At 44.4% G+C, this 15,445-nt stretch carries 17 protein-coding genes; 10 read left to right on the plus strand and 7 right to left on the minus strand.

Annotated elements, in window-relative coordinates:
* The first annotated feature begins 5 nt into the window (after positions 1-5).
* The 3 genes from OH460_RS23560 (at position 6) to OH460_RS23570 (ending at position 2,822) form a co-directional block, all read left to right on the plus strand.
* A complete protein-coding gene (locus OH460_RS23560; RefSeq protein WP_269999736.1) occupies positions 6-896 on the plus strand; it encodes a heme/hemin ABC transporter substrate-binding protein in 891 nt (296 codons plus the stop codon).
* A gap of 106 nt (positions 897-1,002) precedes the next feature.
* On the plus strand, positions 1,003-2,040 hold the full coding sequence (locus tag OH460_RS23565; RefSeq protein ID WP_269999737.1) for a FecCD family ABC transporter permease: 1,038 nt from the start codon (positions 1,003-1,005) through the stop codon (positions 2,038-2,040).
* Positions 2,040-2,822, plus strand: coding sequence for a heme ABC transporter ATP-binding protein (locus OH460_RS23570; RefSeq protein ID WP_102425009.1), 783 nt, complete (start codon positions 2,040-2,042; stop codon positions 2,820-2,822). The genes OH460_RS23565 and OH460_RS23570 overlap by 1 nt, the downstream gene beginning before the upstream one ends.
* 395 nt (positions 2,823-3,217) lie before the next feature.
* On the opposite strand, the gene OH460_RS23575 is transcribed toward OH460_RS23570, so the two are convergent.
* Positions 3,218-3,679 carry a TetR/AcrR family transcriptional regulator gene (locus OH460_RS23575; protein WP_061032208.1) on the minus strand — a complete coding sequence of 154 codons (462 nt, stop codon included), beginning with the start codon at positions 3,677-3,679 and terminating at the stop codon, positions 3,218-3,220.
* Positions 3,680-4,209: 530 nt separating this feature from the next.
* Here OH460_RS23575 and OH460_RS23580 point away from each other — a divergent pair.
* The gene (locus OH460_RS23580; RefSeq protein WP_061032207.1) at positions 4,210-4,509 is read left to right on the plus strand and encodes a YfcZ/YiiS family protein; all 300 of its coding nucleotides are present in this window, start codon (positions 4,210-4,212) and stop codon (positions 4,507-4,509) included.
* Between the two features lie 37 nt (positions 4,510-4,546).
* On the opposite strand, the gene OH460_RS23585 is transcribed toward OH460_RS23580, so the two are convergent.
* Positions 4,547-4,843, minus strand: a complete 297-nt coding sequence (locus tag OH460_RS23585) for a YnjH family protein (protein WP_061032397.1) — start codon at positions 4,841-4,843, stop codon at positions 4,547-4,549.
* 122 nt (positions 4,844-4,965) lie between these two features.
* On the opposite strand from OH460_RS23585, the gene OH460_RS23590 reads away from it, so the two are divergent.
* Complete coding sequence (locus OH460_RS23590) at positions 4,966-5,565, plus strand: hypothetical protein (RefSeq protein WP_008215701.1); 600 nt, start codon at positions 4,966-4,968, stop codon at positions 5,563-5,565.
* A 103-nt stretch (positions 5,566-5,668) separates the two neighbouring features.
* Here the strand turns inward: OH460_RS23590 and OH460_RS23595 are convergent, their stop codons facing one another.
* Positions 5,669-6,775: a 1-acyl-sn-glycerol-3-phosphate acyltransferase gene (locus tag OH460_RS23595; RefSeq protein WP_269999738.1), complete on the minus strand. Its 1,107-nt coding sequence runs from the start codon at positions 6,773-6,775 to the stop codon at positions 5,669-5,671.
* A 175-nt stretch (positions 6,776-6,950) separates the two neighbouring features.
* On the opposite strand from OH460_RS23595, the gene OH460_RS23600 reads away from it, so the two are divergent.
* Positions 6,951-7,577, plus strand: a complete 627-nt coding sequence (locus OH460_RS23600) for an AraC family transcriptional regulator (RefSeq protein ID WP_269999739.1) — start codon at positions 6,951-6,953, stop codon at positions 7,575-7,577.
* Between the two features lie 123 nt (positions 7,578-7,700).
* Here the strand turns inward: OH460_RS23600 and OH460_RS23605 are convergent, their stop codons facing one another.
* The gene (locus OH460_RS23605; protein WP_269999740.1) at positions 7,701-8,627 is read right to left on the minus strand and encodes a M14 family metallopeptidase; all 927 of its coding nucleotides are present in this window, start codon (positions 8,625-8,627) and stop codon (positions 7,701-7,703) included.
* 174 nt (positions 8,628-8,801) lie between these two features.
* Here OH460_RS23605 and OH460_RS23610 point away from each other — a divergent pair, with 174 nt between their 5' ends.
* Entirely contained in the window at positions 8,802-9,707 is a 906-nt protein-coding gene (locus OH460_RS23610) for a DUF808 domain-containing protein (RefSeq protein ID WP_105058420.1), read from the plus strand.
* Positions 9,708-9,837: 130 nt separating this feature from the next.
* On the opposite strand, the gene pyrC is transcribed toward OH460_RS23610, so the two are convergent.
* A complete protein-coding gene (gene pyrC, locus OH460_RS23615) occupies positions 9,838-10,866 on the minus strand; it encodes a dihydroorotase (RefSeq protein ID WP_186171739.1) in 1,029 nt (342 codons plus the stop codon).
* A gap of 192 nt (positions 10,867-11,058) precedes the next feature.
* Positions 11,059-11,217: a YqaE/Pmp3 family membrane protein gene (locus OH460_RS23620; RefSeq protein WP_102423260.1), complete on the minus strand. Its 159-nt coding sequence runs from the start codon at positions 11,215-11,217 to the stop codon at positions 11,059-11,061.
* Between the two features lie 218 nt (positions 11,218-11,435).
* Here OH460_RS23620 and OH460_RS23625 point away from each other — a divergent pair, with 218 nt between their 5' ends.
* Complete coding sequence (locus tag OH460_RS23625) at positions 11,436-13,292, plus strand: hybrid-cluster NAD(P)-dependent oxidoreductase (protein ID WP_269999741.1); 1,857 nt, start codon at positions 11,436-11,438, stop codon at positions 13,290-13,292.
* Between the two features lie 85 nt (positions 13,293-13,377).
* Here OH460_RS23625 and nadE read toward each other — a convergent pair whose 3' ends face one another.
* Entirely contained in the window at positions 13,378-14,208 is an 831-nt protein-coding gene (nadE, locus tag OH460_RS23630; protein WP_269999742.1) for an ammonia-dependent NAD(+) synthetase, read from the minus strand.
* A 109-nt stretch (positions 14,209-14,317) separates the two neighbouring features.
* Here nadE and OH460_RS23635 point away from each other — a divergent pair, with 109 nt between their 5' ends.
* Together OH460_RS23635 and OH460_RS23640 are read left to right on the plus strand one after the other, a co-directional pair.
* A complete protein-coding gene (locus OH460_RS23635) occupies positions 14,318-14,839 on the plus strand; it encodes a nicotinate-nicotinamide nucleotide adenylyltransferase (protein WP_269999743.1) in 522 nt (173 codons plus the stop codon).
* Positions 14,840-14,861: 22 nt separating this feature from the next.
* Positions 14,862-15,353 carry a hypothetical protein gene (locus OH460_RS23640; RefSeq protein ID WP_116871305.1) on the plus strand — a complete coding sequence of 164 codons (492 nt, stop codon included), beginning with the start codon at positions 14,862-14,864 and terminating at the stop codon, positions 15,351-15,353.
* Positions 15,354-15,445 lie beyond the last annotated feature (92 nt).

Consider the following 15,445-nt stretch of genomic DNA (forward strand, 5'->3'; position numbering starts at 1 on the left):
TTATTATGAATAACTTAAACGTGCTCAATAAATTAAAGACCAAGACACACCTCCTTTCAGTGGCCGCTATGAGCCTGGCATTGACTGCGCCAACCGCAATGGCTAACGACATTGAACAACCGCGAATCATCAGTGCTGGCAGCGCCGTTACAGAATTAGTTTTAGCGCTTGGCGCAGAAGAACAATTGGTTGGCATTGATGTGACCAGTCGTTTCCCTCAATCTGAAAAACTGCCTAAGATCGGCTACCACAGAAACCTGTCTGCGGAAGGTTTGCTTGCTCTAGAGCCCACCACACTGATTGGTTCTGATGAGATGGGACCGGACAACGCGATCTCTCAACTGAAATCTGCGGGCGTCGATGTCGAAATCGTGAACACCGAGGCTAACGTTGAAGGGCTACTAAAACGTATCGACCAAATCGCAAAGATCACACACACCGAAGATCACTCACAACAAGTCAAAGCCGATGTGAATCAAAAGATTGCTGCACTAAAAGCAAATCAAGTACCGAAGAATGAAGCAAAGAAAGTACTGTTCCTATTGCTGCACGAAGGTCGCCCTGCGAACGTTGCTGGCGGTGAAACATCACCAAATACGATCATTGAGTTGGCTGGCGGTATCAACCCAGCCGCTCAAAGCCTTACATCTTATAAACCACTATCAATGGAATCGCTTGTCGAGATGCAACCTGATGTCATTTTAGTGAGCGGCCGCAGTTACCAAAAAATGGGCGGCGCTGATGCGATTCTTAAGTCGTTACCTATGTTAGCGGCAACCCCTGCAGGTATGAACAAGCAAATCATCACTGTAAATGGCAGCGCTTTAGTGGGCGGACTTGGTCTGGAAAGCCTTTCAGAAGCAAAGCGACTAAACGCACTTATCTATCCGCTATAACTCGACTACCTATTCCAACTATTGCTGTAGCCTAGCTCCATCACCAACCCTATAGAACCATGTTGATGATGAGCTTTCTGGCTAGCAATAGACATAGAGGCCCTTTATGTTGCTACGATCCGTCCCCCTAAAAACAACGATGTTAGGCCTAGGTGCAACCCTAGCCTTTGTCGCGCTGTACTCAATCACTGTTGGGCCAATGAATATTAGTTTAATGGACAGCGCAACAAGCTTAATTCGTCCAAACAATGACTTAGCGCCTCACATCAATTTAGTCATTCAAGAAATTCGACTACCTAGAACCATACTATGCATGCTAATTGGTGCCATTCTCGCACTATGCGGTGCTGTCATGCAGGGGCTATTTCGTAACCCACTTGCAGAACCTGGCATCATCGGTGTGTCTGCGGGCGCAGCATTAGGTGCAGCATTGGCGATTGTTTTGTTTTCTGAGCTTTCACTTCAATACCCGGCATTCATGAACTTTGCCGCAGTGCCTGTATTTGCCTTTTTGGGTGGCGCTCTAACCACATTGCTGGTTTACAAACTTGGTACTGGCAAATTCGGCACCTCAGTGACTATCATGCTATTGGCAGGTGTGGCGATCAGCGCACTTTCAGGTGCAGGGATTGGCTTCTTAAACTTCATCGCAGATGATCAAATGCTACGTGATCTGTCGCTATGGTCGATGGGTTCTCTGGCAGGTGCCAAGTGGTCGGGTATCTTGCTCGCTGCTGTCACCCTCGTTGGGCTATTCGTCGTTTTCTACCGCCAAGCAATGTCTTTGAATGCCCTACTCCTTGGTGAATCAGAAGCGCAACACCTAGGCATTCCAGTTCAAAAACTGAAACGACAGCTGATTCTACTGACGGCAGCAGGTGTGGGTATCACAGTAAGCCTGTCTGGCATGATTGGATTTATCGGACTGGTTATCCCACATTTAGGCCGCATGCTGGCGGGTCCTGATCATCGAGTTCTGCTTCCTCTGTCAGCGGTTCTAGGCGCATTGCTACTAACGGCTGCAGACATGTTCTCACGCGTTGCTCTTGCCCCAGCAGAACTACCAGTAGGTATTGTCACTGCGATTATTGGCGCGCCCTTCTTCTTGTACCTACTATTCCAACAGAAAGGGAGAATCCTTTAATGTTTCCTGCAGCGTTAAAAGCGACCGATATTGAAGTAAAGTTCGGCAGCAAAAAGATACTAGATAGTGTATCCATAGAGATTGAAGCAGGAAAGGTAACCACACTGCTGGGCCCAAATGGAGCAGGCAAAAGCACACTGCTCAAAGCCTTATGCCAAGAGATATCCAGTACCGGCGACATTCAATATTTTGGGCATGCTAAAGACAAATGGCCTTCACATAAGTTGGCGAAACATCTCGCTATGCTTCCTCAACACAGCACGTTGACCTTCCCATTTCTGGCACACGAAGTTGTTGAGCTTGGTGGCATTCCACTGCAAGAGTCAAACAAGACGCTGACCAACATCGCGAATCAAAAGATGGACATCGCCGATGTATCCCACTTAGGAGAGAGGCTCTACCCTTCTCTGTCTGGCGGTGAAAAGCAGAGAGTTCACTTGGCTCGAGTACTCACTCAGCTCCACCACTCAGGCGATCAATGCATCTTAATGCTTGATGAACCCACCTCTGCATTGGATCTTGCCCACCAGCACAACACGCTAAAGATCGCGAGAGAACTTGCAGACAATCATAATGCAGCCGTTATCGTGGTGTTGCACGATCTAAACTTAGCCGCTCAGTATTCCGACCGATTGGTGGTATTGAAAGATGGCAATTTAGTGTGTGATGGCAGCCCTTGGGAAGCGCTCAAGCCGTCAATGATTGAAGATGTTTATGGATATAAAAGCATCGTAGAAAAGCACCCGACGATGAGCTTTCCTCAGGTACACCCCGCACAATAAACTCGATTTAGATCCTGCTCATTTTGAGCACCCTCTCCTAATAACAATTAAGTCACTATAAGCCTCGATTTTATCGAGGCTGTTTTATTGGCTCATAGCTTCTCTCTCGCCTTAAACTCAATTTTATTAGCAACCATAGCAATGAACTCCAAAACGCCTCACTAAGAGCGCTTGAGGCTCTATAAGTGAACATTATCAATTAGGGTTGCTTAGCTTTTCACAGTAAGGGCGAAGGAAGGGCATGAATGTAAACGGTTAAAAAGAAAAGAAATAACGACCTTGGATACAAAGAAATCAGATAAAGAAAGCGCGGTGAGTACGATGGAAAAAGAACAAGAGTACAAACGATAGGCACAAAAAAAGCTCCCGTAGGAGCTTCTTTCAGAATGCGTTGATTATTGGCTCATACGAATCAATGATTTACCAATCAACCACTCAAGTTCTTTACCGCTTGTATCGCCAAACTGAGTCTCGGTCAGCTTGTAAAGACGATCAATACCGTTCGCCGCAAATTCGTGCGCGCTTTCAGCAGTAACGATATGATGGAAAAGTAAACGTAAGATTGCTAGGAACTCCGCGTCTTCAAGCGCTTTAACCCAGCTAGCTGAAAATGCATCAAGACCATTTTCGAAATCAATGTGCTCCATGAACATCTTAAAGATTCGACCGTCTAGAGCAGCTGTGAAATCTGTTTTCTTTGGAAAGTGGTGGCTTATACCTGTACGAGAAACGCCCGTTTGCTGACTCAACGTCGTGTATGACATCTTGTCGTAACCCAACCTTAGTAACTGGTCTACAACGGCATCCATGATCTTCTGGATTGTGATTTCTGTATCTTCTTTACTACGCTTTGGCATATTCAGGCTCTTCTCTTTGTAAATCCATCTAACTCAATCAAATGAAGTCAGAATGAAAATTGTTATCAGCATTATGTGAGCAAGGCATTTTTTCGCAAGTATTTCCATTAAAATACCCGCCAGTACTTCGCATAAACAACTTTACAGTGCTGCCTCTTTGGGCACTTTGTCTAATTATTCTTCGAAAGTAACCTTACCGCTCTAAGTGGTTAATCTAAAATAACTACTTAGAATATCAAATACCCAACAATAAATTCATTGTATAAATACCTATCAAGCAATAGATAGTCTTATAAAATTAGTCACGACGCAACTAACTGAATGATATTCTAACAAATTAATGACACTGCTTTTCAACAAAACATGAGATAGATCACATACATATTTGTCGGCGCAAATGTACATATTCATTTAATCCCACAACAAACAACATAGCATACCAGTACAAATTAGTTCAAAGATTTTAATTTTTGTAGATACAGTTCAAATTGCTCGTTAGAATAACCTCAGATTTTGTAAGAGGATTATTTATGAGCCAAGATATTGGTAACAACGACGTATGTGAAGCTTGCGGCTGCGCGGGCGAAATCGGGTTCATCATCAAAGAAGGCGACGATGTTGCTGAGGTAACGGTTTACGGTAACTCAAAAGCCCTAATTGAAACTGAATTTGCAAAGTACGTAGAGCTAGCAAAGCAAGTATCTAGCAATGTTGAGTATGAAGCGTCAGAAATGACCGAAGAAAGTACTGAATTGCATGCACGCTTCAAGTTCGAAGTAAGCGCAGAAAAGATTATTTTCGAACTTAAGACTCGCTCTCTAGCGCGTTAATATAAGCATTTAAGCTCTTATATAAAGACGAGTAAAATTACTCGTCTTTTTTTATTTGTATCCAAGCAAGTGCCCCATTCGTTTCAAAATCGTTTTCCGCAGCACACTGAATCACAACACCAGAGACTTCGAGTACCGCTCCAATACTGTATGCCTTGTCATCGTAATAACAAACTCGTTGCTGTTGACCGCTTTGAGTAACGACCACCGCAGCCTTCCCCGGCGTTGAAATTACTTTATTCGCATTGGCAGGCATTGAGCAAAACATTGCACTTGCTACCAAGACGCTCTTAATTATTTGTATATTTACTCTAGTCATCCATTTACCTGCCATTGTCGCTGAATTTCTGATTAGCCAAACGATTTCTATTTTATCTACCGCCAAATGGGTAAAACACTGTGCGAGAATAATTTTTCCATTATAGTGTTAACGTCTATCGTAATAAGAAGCCTGTTATGCTCAGAATAATTGCACTTATTATTGGTTCTTTAACCATAACAAATGTCAGTGCAGAACCAATCGATCACTATCAAATATTGAACCATCTGGACAATTACGGAAACTTATATCTCCGAAATAAGCCTTACACAGCGCTTCCAACCGGTTTAGTGGTCGATGGTAATCTTAATATCGAAAACACCCCGATCACACGTTTACCTAAAGGGCTTGATGTTAACGGCAGCCTCAAGGCTTCTAATAGTCAGCTAACCAGAGTAGCAAGTGGTGTAAAAATCAAAGGCTACGCCGACTTCATGGGGAGCAAAATCACCAGCTGGCCTAAAGGCGTAAGAGTCGGCGGGTTCATTAATTTCACTGACACTCCATTGCAAAGGCTGCCCAACGGCCTGCGAGTGAGAGGCGACCTCAGTGTGATTCGCACCCCTTTAACCGAACTGCCGAATGGCATTGTGATTGATGGTGACCTGTATATCGGCGGCTCAGCAATTACTGCATTCCCAGAAACGATGACGGTGAAAGGCAATATCTATTTAGGTGGCAACACCGTCACGACTTGGCCAACAAATTTAGAACTTGGCGGTGCAGTGGCGCGCTAGCCTTGCCTGTGGCTTAGCCTCTTACCATCAAAAAGTATAAGTAAAAAACAAAAAAGGAGCTCAAGGCTCCTTTTTCAATTCAATCAATTAAGCGAAATCTTCGTTAACCAATGTTCTTCACTGGGTTCGCGTAGCTGTCGATCAAGTACTGACGCGCACCTTTTGGCAACGTTGCTAGCTTGTCTTCGAACTCTTTCTTAACCGTAGCTGTGATCGAGTCATCTTCTTTCTCTGCCGCCAGCAGGTTTACAGGGAACAGCTTGTAGTTATCATGGATCTGACGGTCAATCTCTTCAGCCAATGCTTCTGGAGTCTCAAAGTCTTGATCGATAACCTGACCAAATCCAACGTGGATGCGCCCTTTATTGCCCACGATACCTTGGATAATGCTCTCGATATCTTCAAATTCGCCTTTTTCGTAACTGCCGTTTACATCTTTTTCAAACAGCTCGATCGCTTTAGCCATATCACAAGGATCATTCTCATATGAGATAGAGACAGGGACAATCTTCAGTGACTTCACGTATTCAGGGAACGCCAGCTTCTGCTTACGTCCTTCAACATGAAACATTTTAAGGATGGCAGGATCAGTGAAGTCATTACCGTCTTTTGCACGGCCTTCTTTCTGAGCGATCCAGATAGAGTTACCAGTATCTAAAGAGTGCTTAATGTAAGAAGAGAGCTGGCCTAACGCTTTCATCATTTCACGCGGCCCTTTAAGCGAGCGCTTAACGATAAAGCTCTTATTCAAGCGCATCAACTCTGTCGCACACGGCTTCTTCAGAAGGTTATCACCGATCGCAATGCGACAAGTTTGGTGATTCTGTTGATGTAATGCGTAGTTCACCAACGCTGGATCCATAGCAATGTCACGATGGTTTGATACAAACAAGTATGCTTGATTCACATCCAATGACTCTAAGCCTGTGTACGTCACACCGTTTGTGGTGTTCGCTAGCGTGTCACGTAAGTACTTTTTCACTTCAATCTGAATGGATTCAACGCTAGTCAGCTTGCTCCACTTCATTTTTAAGTAAACACGTAGAATTGGGCTCATTAATGCTTGGAACCAAGCTGCGTGATTTGAAAAACGGTAGTTCAGAATCGCACTGATGAACTCTTCATCATTAATAAGACGGTTTAGTGCCGCTGGAATTTCATCATCGCCGTAAGGACGAATATCAACATATGGATCGGTTGGAGAGGTCATTTTTTCATTCATATAATAAAAAGCTGGCTCATTCTACGCGTTGTTTTGACTTCTCGCAGCTACAGAGCCCATACTTTTGACAAGGTCAGACCAGAAACAGTGAAAATCCCCTGTTATTGTTGGCATTCTTTAAGATTAACGGTAATCTTGACGCCCCAAAATTAAGGTACTATCTATGAACTTCGCTATTGAATATACATCGGCTTACTTTTCACACTTGGTGATCACACCACGCAAGAAAGTACTAAAACATAGCCTTGTATCGGTTCAAAGTGGCTTGGTTTTGATCAAACTGGGTAAGCAAGAGTACGCTGTTGAACCTGGCCAAAGCGTTTGGATTCCCTTTGACTGCTTAACTTCGTTGACTTACTTCCCAAACACTCAAGTTAGCCGTGTCGATTTCTCAGTGCGACTGACAGAAGCCTTCCCGCGCCAAGCTGGTTACATCACGCAAACTAACCTCTCTTTGGCGTTGCTAGAGAAACTAGAGCTGACTCACGGCCGAGCTTCAGGTGCGAACAATACCGAGCAAGCGTGTAAAGATATGCTCTCTGTACTCAAGCAAGAAGTGTTGGCATTCAAACCACTGCTTTGTGAAAGTGCGTTGTCTCAACGATTCAATCAGTGGAACATTGATGACTCTAACCTGCCACAAGAGCACACCTTAGTCATGGTAATGCGCGAAGCGAAGAAGCGTATGCAATCAGGTCAAAAGCGCTCTGCCGTAATCGACGACTTATTCTCAGGTAAAGAAGAAGAGTTTGAACAGTTGTGTATGCTGGTGTTTGGTGACGACCTATAGTCACTAATCAGACCGATCGTCGCTAAGAAAAGCGAGAACCTAGATACTAAAAAGCCGCAAAATGATTCGTCACTTGTGGCTTTTCTCAACTTTATTCTAGTTCTCTAGAGATAAATTATTCGCTTACGCCTTTAGCTCGTGTTGAATTACGTAATCTAAAGCACCAACGACAGCTGCAACTTGTGCGTCGTTACACTCTTCATCCGTTACTTTGTCGCTGTCTGGGTAAACTTCTGTCGTTGTCCCGTACTTGCAGTTGGTTACGCCGCCACAAAGGCCAAGCTCTTTCATTGGGTAGTTAATCACACCGTGCTGCGTCACCTCTGATCCAATGATCTTGCCGTCTGCATCTGCTGGTGCGATGTGGGTTACTTTTTCAACTGAAGTAATGACAGCCGCTTGGAATTCTGGCTGAGGGTTTTCAGTGTCACCGACTGTGTAGAAACCATCTGGAATCATACCTTCGATGTACTCAATACCGTCACGAGCTGCAAGTGCCGGGCGGAATTCAGTTTCATCAGAATCTGTTGTTTCGTGTAGATCAACGTGAACCAGTACCTCTGGTAGAGACGCCACTAATGCACGTAAGTTTGCTGATTCTTCAGCAGGGGTACCTTCATAGAAAGAACGGTTTGGATCAACGGCATTTGGGTTCCAGCGGTTGATGACTTCGTAACCCCAAGGGCTGACACAAGGTGCAACCACTACGTTGAAATGCGCTGCGTATTTCTCTGCTTGAGTATCTGCGAACTTGATCGCACCGTGCACACCACTTGTCTCATAACCGTGAACACCGCCGGTTACCAGAACAGTTGGTTTTGATGTATCCCAGTTTTTGCTCTTGATTGCAAAAAGCGGGAAACGAGCTTCATCGTAGCTTAGAGCGCCGTATTGCTCGATATCAAAGCGGTCTGCTAATGCTTGGATTTTAGGAACGACTTCTTGCTGATATTCGCGCTTAACGGTTCTTTGAGCAAACCATGCTTGACGTTCTGCTTCTTGCCATTTTTTTCCAGGTTCACCGATAGGGTAGTTGTATTCACTTTTCATCTATACTTTTTCTTTTATGTTCGTGAAAGATGCAGACAGACTAGTCCTGTCTCGCTGAGACGGCAATAGAAAACACAGTTTGTGACTTTATTTTTTACAGACTCATAACTTTGATGAGTGAATTGATAGTGTTACATTTTATCTGTTGTTCAATCCTTTAAAAGAGACAATAAAATGGCTGGAGCAAGTTTACTCACACTGTTAGACGACATAGCCACAGTGCTAGATGATGTTGCACTGATGTCTAAGGTTGCAGCGAAGAAAACCGCAGGTGTATTGGGCGATGATTTAGCACTTAACGCGCAGCAGGTTTCGGGTGTTTCTGCTGAACGAGAAATCCCCGTGGTGTGGGCGGTTGCAAAAGGCTCATTTAAGAACAAGTTGATTCTTGTACCTGCTGCCTTATTGATCAGTGCGTTTATTCCTTGGTTGATCATGCCACTGCTTCTTATTGGTGGTTTATTTCTTTGCTTTGAAGGGGCTGAGAAGATCTTAGAAAAGTTCTTTCCGCATGCTCACCAAGAGCGTGACAATGGAGATGAAGGTAAAGCCGGTGAATCCATTGAGGACTATGAGAAGAGAAAGGTTAAAGGCGCAATTCGTACCGACTTCATCTTATCCGCAGAAATCATTGTGATTGCTCTGGGTACCGTGACGGGGACCAGCATCTTGACCCAGATTATTGTCGTGAGCTTGATTGCTGTAGTGATGACGATTGGCGTCTATGGCTTGGTTGCAGGGATCGTTAAGTTAGATGACTTAGGTTTCTATCTTCAACGTACATCTGACGGTAGCGCAGTAAAAGAAAAGCTTGGCAATGGGCTTGTTTCCTTTGCGCCAAAGCTAATGAAGATGCTTGCTGTTGTCGGGACGGCTGCCATGTTCTTGGTTGGCGGTGGTATCGTGGTTCATAACGTTCCCGCAATTCATCATTTGATTGAGCCTATCATCATGGACTTCAGCGGACATACGATTGCTACTGCAGTTGTTCCCACTTTGTTGAATGGCGTGATTGGTGTAGTGGCAGGGTTACTTGTTGTCGCGGTTTGGAGTGTGGTAGAGAAGGTTCGCGGCAAGTAGGGCTTAAACAACGTCTTAGAGCGTTCCTTTCATACATAATAAAAGGGTCACCATAATCTGGTGACCCTTTTTAGTTGAAGTGAAGTATTTACGAGGTATCTACAACGTATTTACTTTGCCTTGCGAGTGCTTATTTTACTGACCAAGCGATCGTCTCGCCGCCACGAATTGGCACAACGATGTCTGAACCAAATGGCATGGTTGCAGCAACGTTCCACTCTTCTTTGACTAGAGTGATGGTGTCTGTGTTACGTGGGATGCCGTAGAAGTCTGGGCCGTTGTGGCTTGCGAACGCTTCTAGGTTATCAATCTTGCCTTCTAATTCGAACACTTCTGCGTACAGTTCAACAGCTGCGTGTGCTGTGTAAGAACCCGCACAGCCACATGCTGACTCTTTTGCGCCTTTTGCGTGTGGTGCTGAGTCTGTACCTAAGAAGAACTTTTTGCTGCCGCTTGTCGCTGCTTCAATTAGCGCTTTTTGGTGAGTGTTGCGTTTAAGGATTGGTAGGCAGTAGAAGTGTGGCTTAATGCCGCCAACCAGCATGTGGTTACGGTTGTAAAGCAAGTGGTGAGCTGTGATTGTCGCGGCAACGTTGTCGTTCGCGTTCTTTACGAAGTTCGCAGCATCTGCAGTCGTGATGTGCTCTAGAACGATTTTTAGGTTAGGGAAGTCATTCACGATTGGCGCAAGAACGGTGTCTAGGAACTCTTTCTCACGGTCAAAGATATCAACATCGTGAGTGGTTACTTCGCCGTGTACCAAAAGTAGCATGCCAACTTCTTGCATAGCTTCTAGTACGTGGTAGATATTCTTCGCAGAGGTGACACCTGAGTCAGAGTTGGTTGTTGCGCCAGCTGGGTAAAGCTTTGCAGCTACAACAGCACCAGATTCTTTCGCTTTGCGAATTTCATCAGGTGTTGTGTTGTCTGTCAGGTAAAGTGCCATTAGAGGCTGGAACTGCTCGCTTGGTTGCTCTGCCATGATGCGCTCACGGTAAGCTAGAGCCATTTCGGTATCAGTTACCGGTGGGATGGTATTTGGCATGATTAACGCTCGACCATTGTAGCGGCTGATATCGCGCACTGTATCTTTTAATACTTCGCCATCGCGTAGATGAACGTGCCAGTCGTCAGGACGAGTAATCGTAAGTTGTGTCATTGAAGGCTCCCACCATTTGAAGTGTTATGTAGTTGGAGCCTAAACTCGGCGAAATCTGTGAAAGCAATCGCTTACGTTTAGGCGACAGGATGATAGTGGAAAAGCACTTTCATTTCATCCTATTTTTAACTCTTCAGGGTTAGGAGCTTGTTTTTCTGCGTATTTTATTCGGTATTTATTTTTGAAGAGGGATTATCGAGTCGCTACCCACAACCCGTGGATCATGCCCGGGACCCAGAAGAAGAAAGTGAGGATGATGTTGATCAAAAGGTCTTTGCCTGCACCTCGTGCGAAAAACACACCCAAAGGAGGAAGCAGTACACATAAAATGATAATGACGAGTTTGTTCATGATAAATCCTTTTTATTCAATGAAAGTTCAATGCACTAACGGTATTCACAGTATAGAAGGTCTGGAGAGTGTTAATGCATTGCTGTCTTTATGTGTAGAAGACAGTCGTTTAAACATCTCAAGATATTCGCTTAGTATCAAGTGTTTAATGGCTGCCAGTTTATCTATTTATAACCATTTGTTAGCATTGGGACAAACTACAAAACATTGGAATCGTTATGTCGCAGTCACCTCTAGATCGAAAGGCTTCAGAGCAAGCTCCTTCCTTATCTCAAATCAATGTGTTTCCAGTTAAGTCAGTGGGCGGCATCGCGCTTTCTTCTGCTTGGGTTGAAAAACAAGGTCTCACTTTTGACAGACGTTTCATGCTGGCATTGGCTGACGGCTCAATGGTTACGGCGCGTAAATATCCGAAAATGGTTAAAGTGTCTTCCAGCTTGCTGCCAGATGGTTTGATTTTTACTTATGAAGGTAAAGAGCCACTGCGCCTTAAGTATGCGAACTTTAAGATGCAAGAAGCACCAGCAACAGTGTGGAAAGATAGCTTCACAGCCTACACAACGTGTGACGAAGCGGATGATTGGTTTAGTGATGTATTGGGTGTGCGTGTTGAGCTGCTTTTCTCTGGTGAACAATCGAATCGTGTTCGTGAAAAGTTGGGCCATAACGTGAGTTTTGCCGACGGTTACCCGATGTTGATCATCAGCCAAGCTTCGCTTGATGAGTTGAATCGCCGTAGTCCTGAAACGCATTCCATGGATCAGTTCCGTACCAACTTCGTGGTCTCAAACACTGAAGCGTTTGCTGAAGATGGTTGGAAGCGCATTCGAATTGGTGAGGTTGAATTCGAGGCGGTGAAGCCTTGTGAACGTTGTATTCTAACCACGGTTGATGTTAACAGTGGTGAGTTAAGAGCGACAAAAGAGCCACTGAATACCTTCTCTAAATTCAGAGCCAATGATCGTGGTGGTGTGTTCTTTGGTCAGAACCTAGTTGCTAAGAACGAAGGCTTAGTCAGAGCGGGTGATGTGGTTGAAGTACTCGAAACTAAAGAAAAAGAGCATTACGAAGACACATGGGTAGAGTCGCTGCATTTAACTTGCGTCGAGCGTGAAGAGATCGCTCGAGACTTTACGACATTTTGGTTAGAGCCAGCGAAAGAGAACCACTCTTTACCAAGTTACCAACCAGGTCAGCATCTGCCGATTGAAATGGTTATTGATGGTGAAAAAGTGTCTCGTCGTTATACGCTATCTTCAAGCCCATCTCGCGCTGGTCGTTTAGCGATTTCAGTGAAGCGCGTCAATGATGGCAAGATCTCCAACTGGTTGAACGACCATTTCCAAGTTGGCGATACCTTAGTCGCGCAAAACCCAGATGGTGCTTTCTATTTAGAAGAGAACCCAACGCACCCATTATTATTGCTTTCTGCGGGTAGCGGTATCACGCCTATGCTGTCGATGCTTCGCTATTTAGCAGACCATGGTCAGGTTAATGATGTGGTTTTCTATCATCAATGCAGCAGCGAAGAAGATATTCCTTATCAAGCTGAGATTGACCAGATCGCCAAAGAGCACGAGGGCTTAAGTGTGATCTATTCATTGAGCCAACCAACGAAAGAGTGGGATGGTTTGTCTGGTCGTTTGAGCGTGTCACATGTCGCGAAAATTGAAGCGCTTCATAAACGCCAAGCTTTTGTGTGTGGTCCTGATGGCTTTATGGATAATGCAAAGAAACTACTGATTCAAATGGGTCTAAATCCTCAGCATTATCATCAAGAAGCATTTGGTGTCGCACAATCAACGGAAGAGCCAGTTAAGCAGCTGCAGCTAAGTGTTAATGGCTATCTATTCGAAGGCAATAACCAGTCTACCTTACTAGAGCAAGCTGAGTCGGCGGGTGTATCTATTGCATCAAGCTGTCGAGCGGGTTTTTGTGGTGCTTGTAAAGTGACCCTTGAGTCTGGGCAAGTTCATCAACCGGATGTACCTGCGCTGCAGGAGCACGAACGTAACATGGGCCAGATTTTAGCATGTTGCAGTGTGCCTCAAACCGATATCGAAGTTGTGGATTAATGGCTAATTAAGTCACTCCCTTCATAAAATAGAAAAGGCCGGAAGTTGAACTTCCGGCCTTTTTAATTGAGATTAACTTAAAGCATTAATCGTAGATTGTTGGAATTGGTTGACGCTTGTGCTGTGTTGCTTTGTAGATGCTTACTAAGCGGTCTGACACATCTTGAGGGACTTCTTTACCTTCAAGGAAATCATCGATTTGGTCGTAAGAAAGGTTCAATGCTGCTTCGTCGGCTTTCTGTGGATCAAGCTCTTCTAGGTCGGCAGTAGGAACTTTCTTAACCAATAACTCTGGCGCACCTAGCGTTGCTGCAAGTTCACGAACTTGACGCTTGTTCAAGCCAAACAAAGGCGCTAAATCACAGGCACCGTCACCGTGTTTGGTGTAGAAGCCAGTAATGTTTTCTGCTGAGTGATCAGTACCAATCACAAGACCACCTACATAACCTGCGATTTCGTACTGCGCGATCATACGAGCTCGAGCTTTTACGTTACCTTTTACAAAGTCGATCTTCGCAGAGTTTGTTGGTAGTAGACCCGTTCCTTCAAGTGCAACGTGAGAAGCCGCGTGAAGTCCATCAACACCTGCTTTAATGTTCACAGAAACTGATTGAGAAGGCTGGATAAAAGAGAGAGCAAGTTGTGCTTCATCTTCATCCTTTTGCTCACCGTAAGGTAGGCGAACTGCGATGAATTGGTAGTCGTTGCTGCCAGAGTTTTCATTCAAGCTGTCAACAGCCAGTTGTGCTAGACGACCACAGGTAGTCGAGTCTACGCCACCACTGATACCAAGGATCAGGGACTTGCAGCCTGACTGCTGAAGTTTCGTTTTGATAAAGTCCACACGACGAGTCACTTCGAAGTGAGGGTCAATTGAAGGTAGTACGCGCATTTCGTCACGAATTAACTGTTCCATTCGTATTCCTTTCCTGCAAGCAAATTAAAAATCTAGTGTTATCATACCTAAATCATTCGATTTAAAAACCTCTTTGCACAAGCTTAGAAAGAGAAGGCAGCAATTAATAATGGAAAAATTAGCCATTTTCGGTAGTGCGTTTAATCCGCCGAGCTTAGGGCATAAAAGTGTGATTGATTCACTGGCTCATTTCGACAAGATTCTTCTGGTACCAAGTATTGCCCATGCTTGGGGAAAAGAGATGCTAGACTTTGATACGAGATGTCAGTTAGTTAACGCATTTATTAGTGATCTTTCATTGGATCAAGTTGAACTATCATTGATCGAAAAGAGTTTGTTCACACCCGGTGAAAGTGTGACAACTTATGCTGTACTCAGTGAATTACAAAAGTTACATGGTGACGCTGAACTTACGTTTGTGATTGGGCCGGACAACTTCTTCAAGTTCTCATCTTTCTATAAATCAGATGAGATTACCGAGCGATGGTCTGTAATGGCTTGTCCAGAGAAAGTGAAGATCCGCAGCACAGACATTCGTAATGCATTGATAAGTGGAAGCGATGTATCAAAACTGAGTACAAAGTCAGTTACAAAGATGTTGCAAGATAGCAGACTGTATACAATAATGTAGATTCACTAATTCAAGAGGTCTGATGACTATGCTAAAGCGCGCGATACCAGCGACGATGATCATTGCAGCATGCAGTTTACCTGCACAGGCTGAATGTGACTTTTTTAGCTTAGATTCAATCATGCTGACTTCTGATGATGAGAATAGCTGTCTAGATCTTTCTACAAGCATTGAGTCTTTTGGTGAGCGCATGCTGGAAATCACTGGTATGAGTGAAGACGAAGCCGAGAGCACACCTGACTATTGGTCTGACTGGGTACTTCAAACCAAAGATGCACCACTGTTAACTCAAAGCCTTGAGTCAAATTATGTTGGCTTAGGGATGTGGTTTCCTGAAGACTTAGAAGATGCGCAATATGATATGTCTACTGAAGAGTGGCTACTGAACCATGGTTTGCAATTAAGCATTGGCTTCGGAGAGAAAGTAGAAGGGCAACCTCGTATGCGCTTTGATTATCGTTGGCATGATTCAAGAGATGCCGATTTGATGATGCAGGTCGAGTTACCGTTTTAGAAGGACGCTATTGTTCTTCAAGATTGCTAACTTAGCTTCTATTTAACCTGAATTAGTACTAAGAATTAAAAAAGCCGCAGAAACTCAGTTTT

The sequence above is a fragment of the Vibrio sp. Makdt genome (assembly GCF_027587015.1).
Classification (GTDB): domain Bacteria; phylum Pseudomonadota; class Gammaproteobacteria; order Enterobacterales; family Vibrionaceae; genus Vibrio; species Vibrio chagasii_B.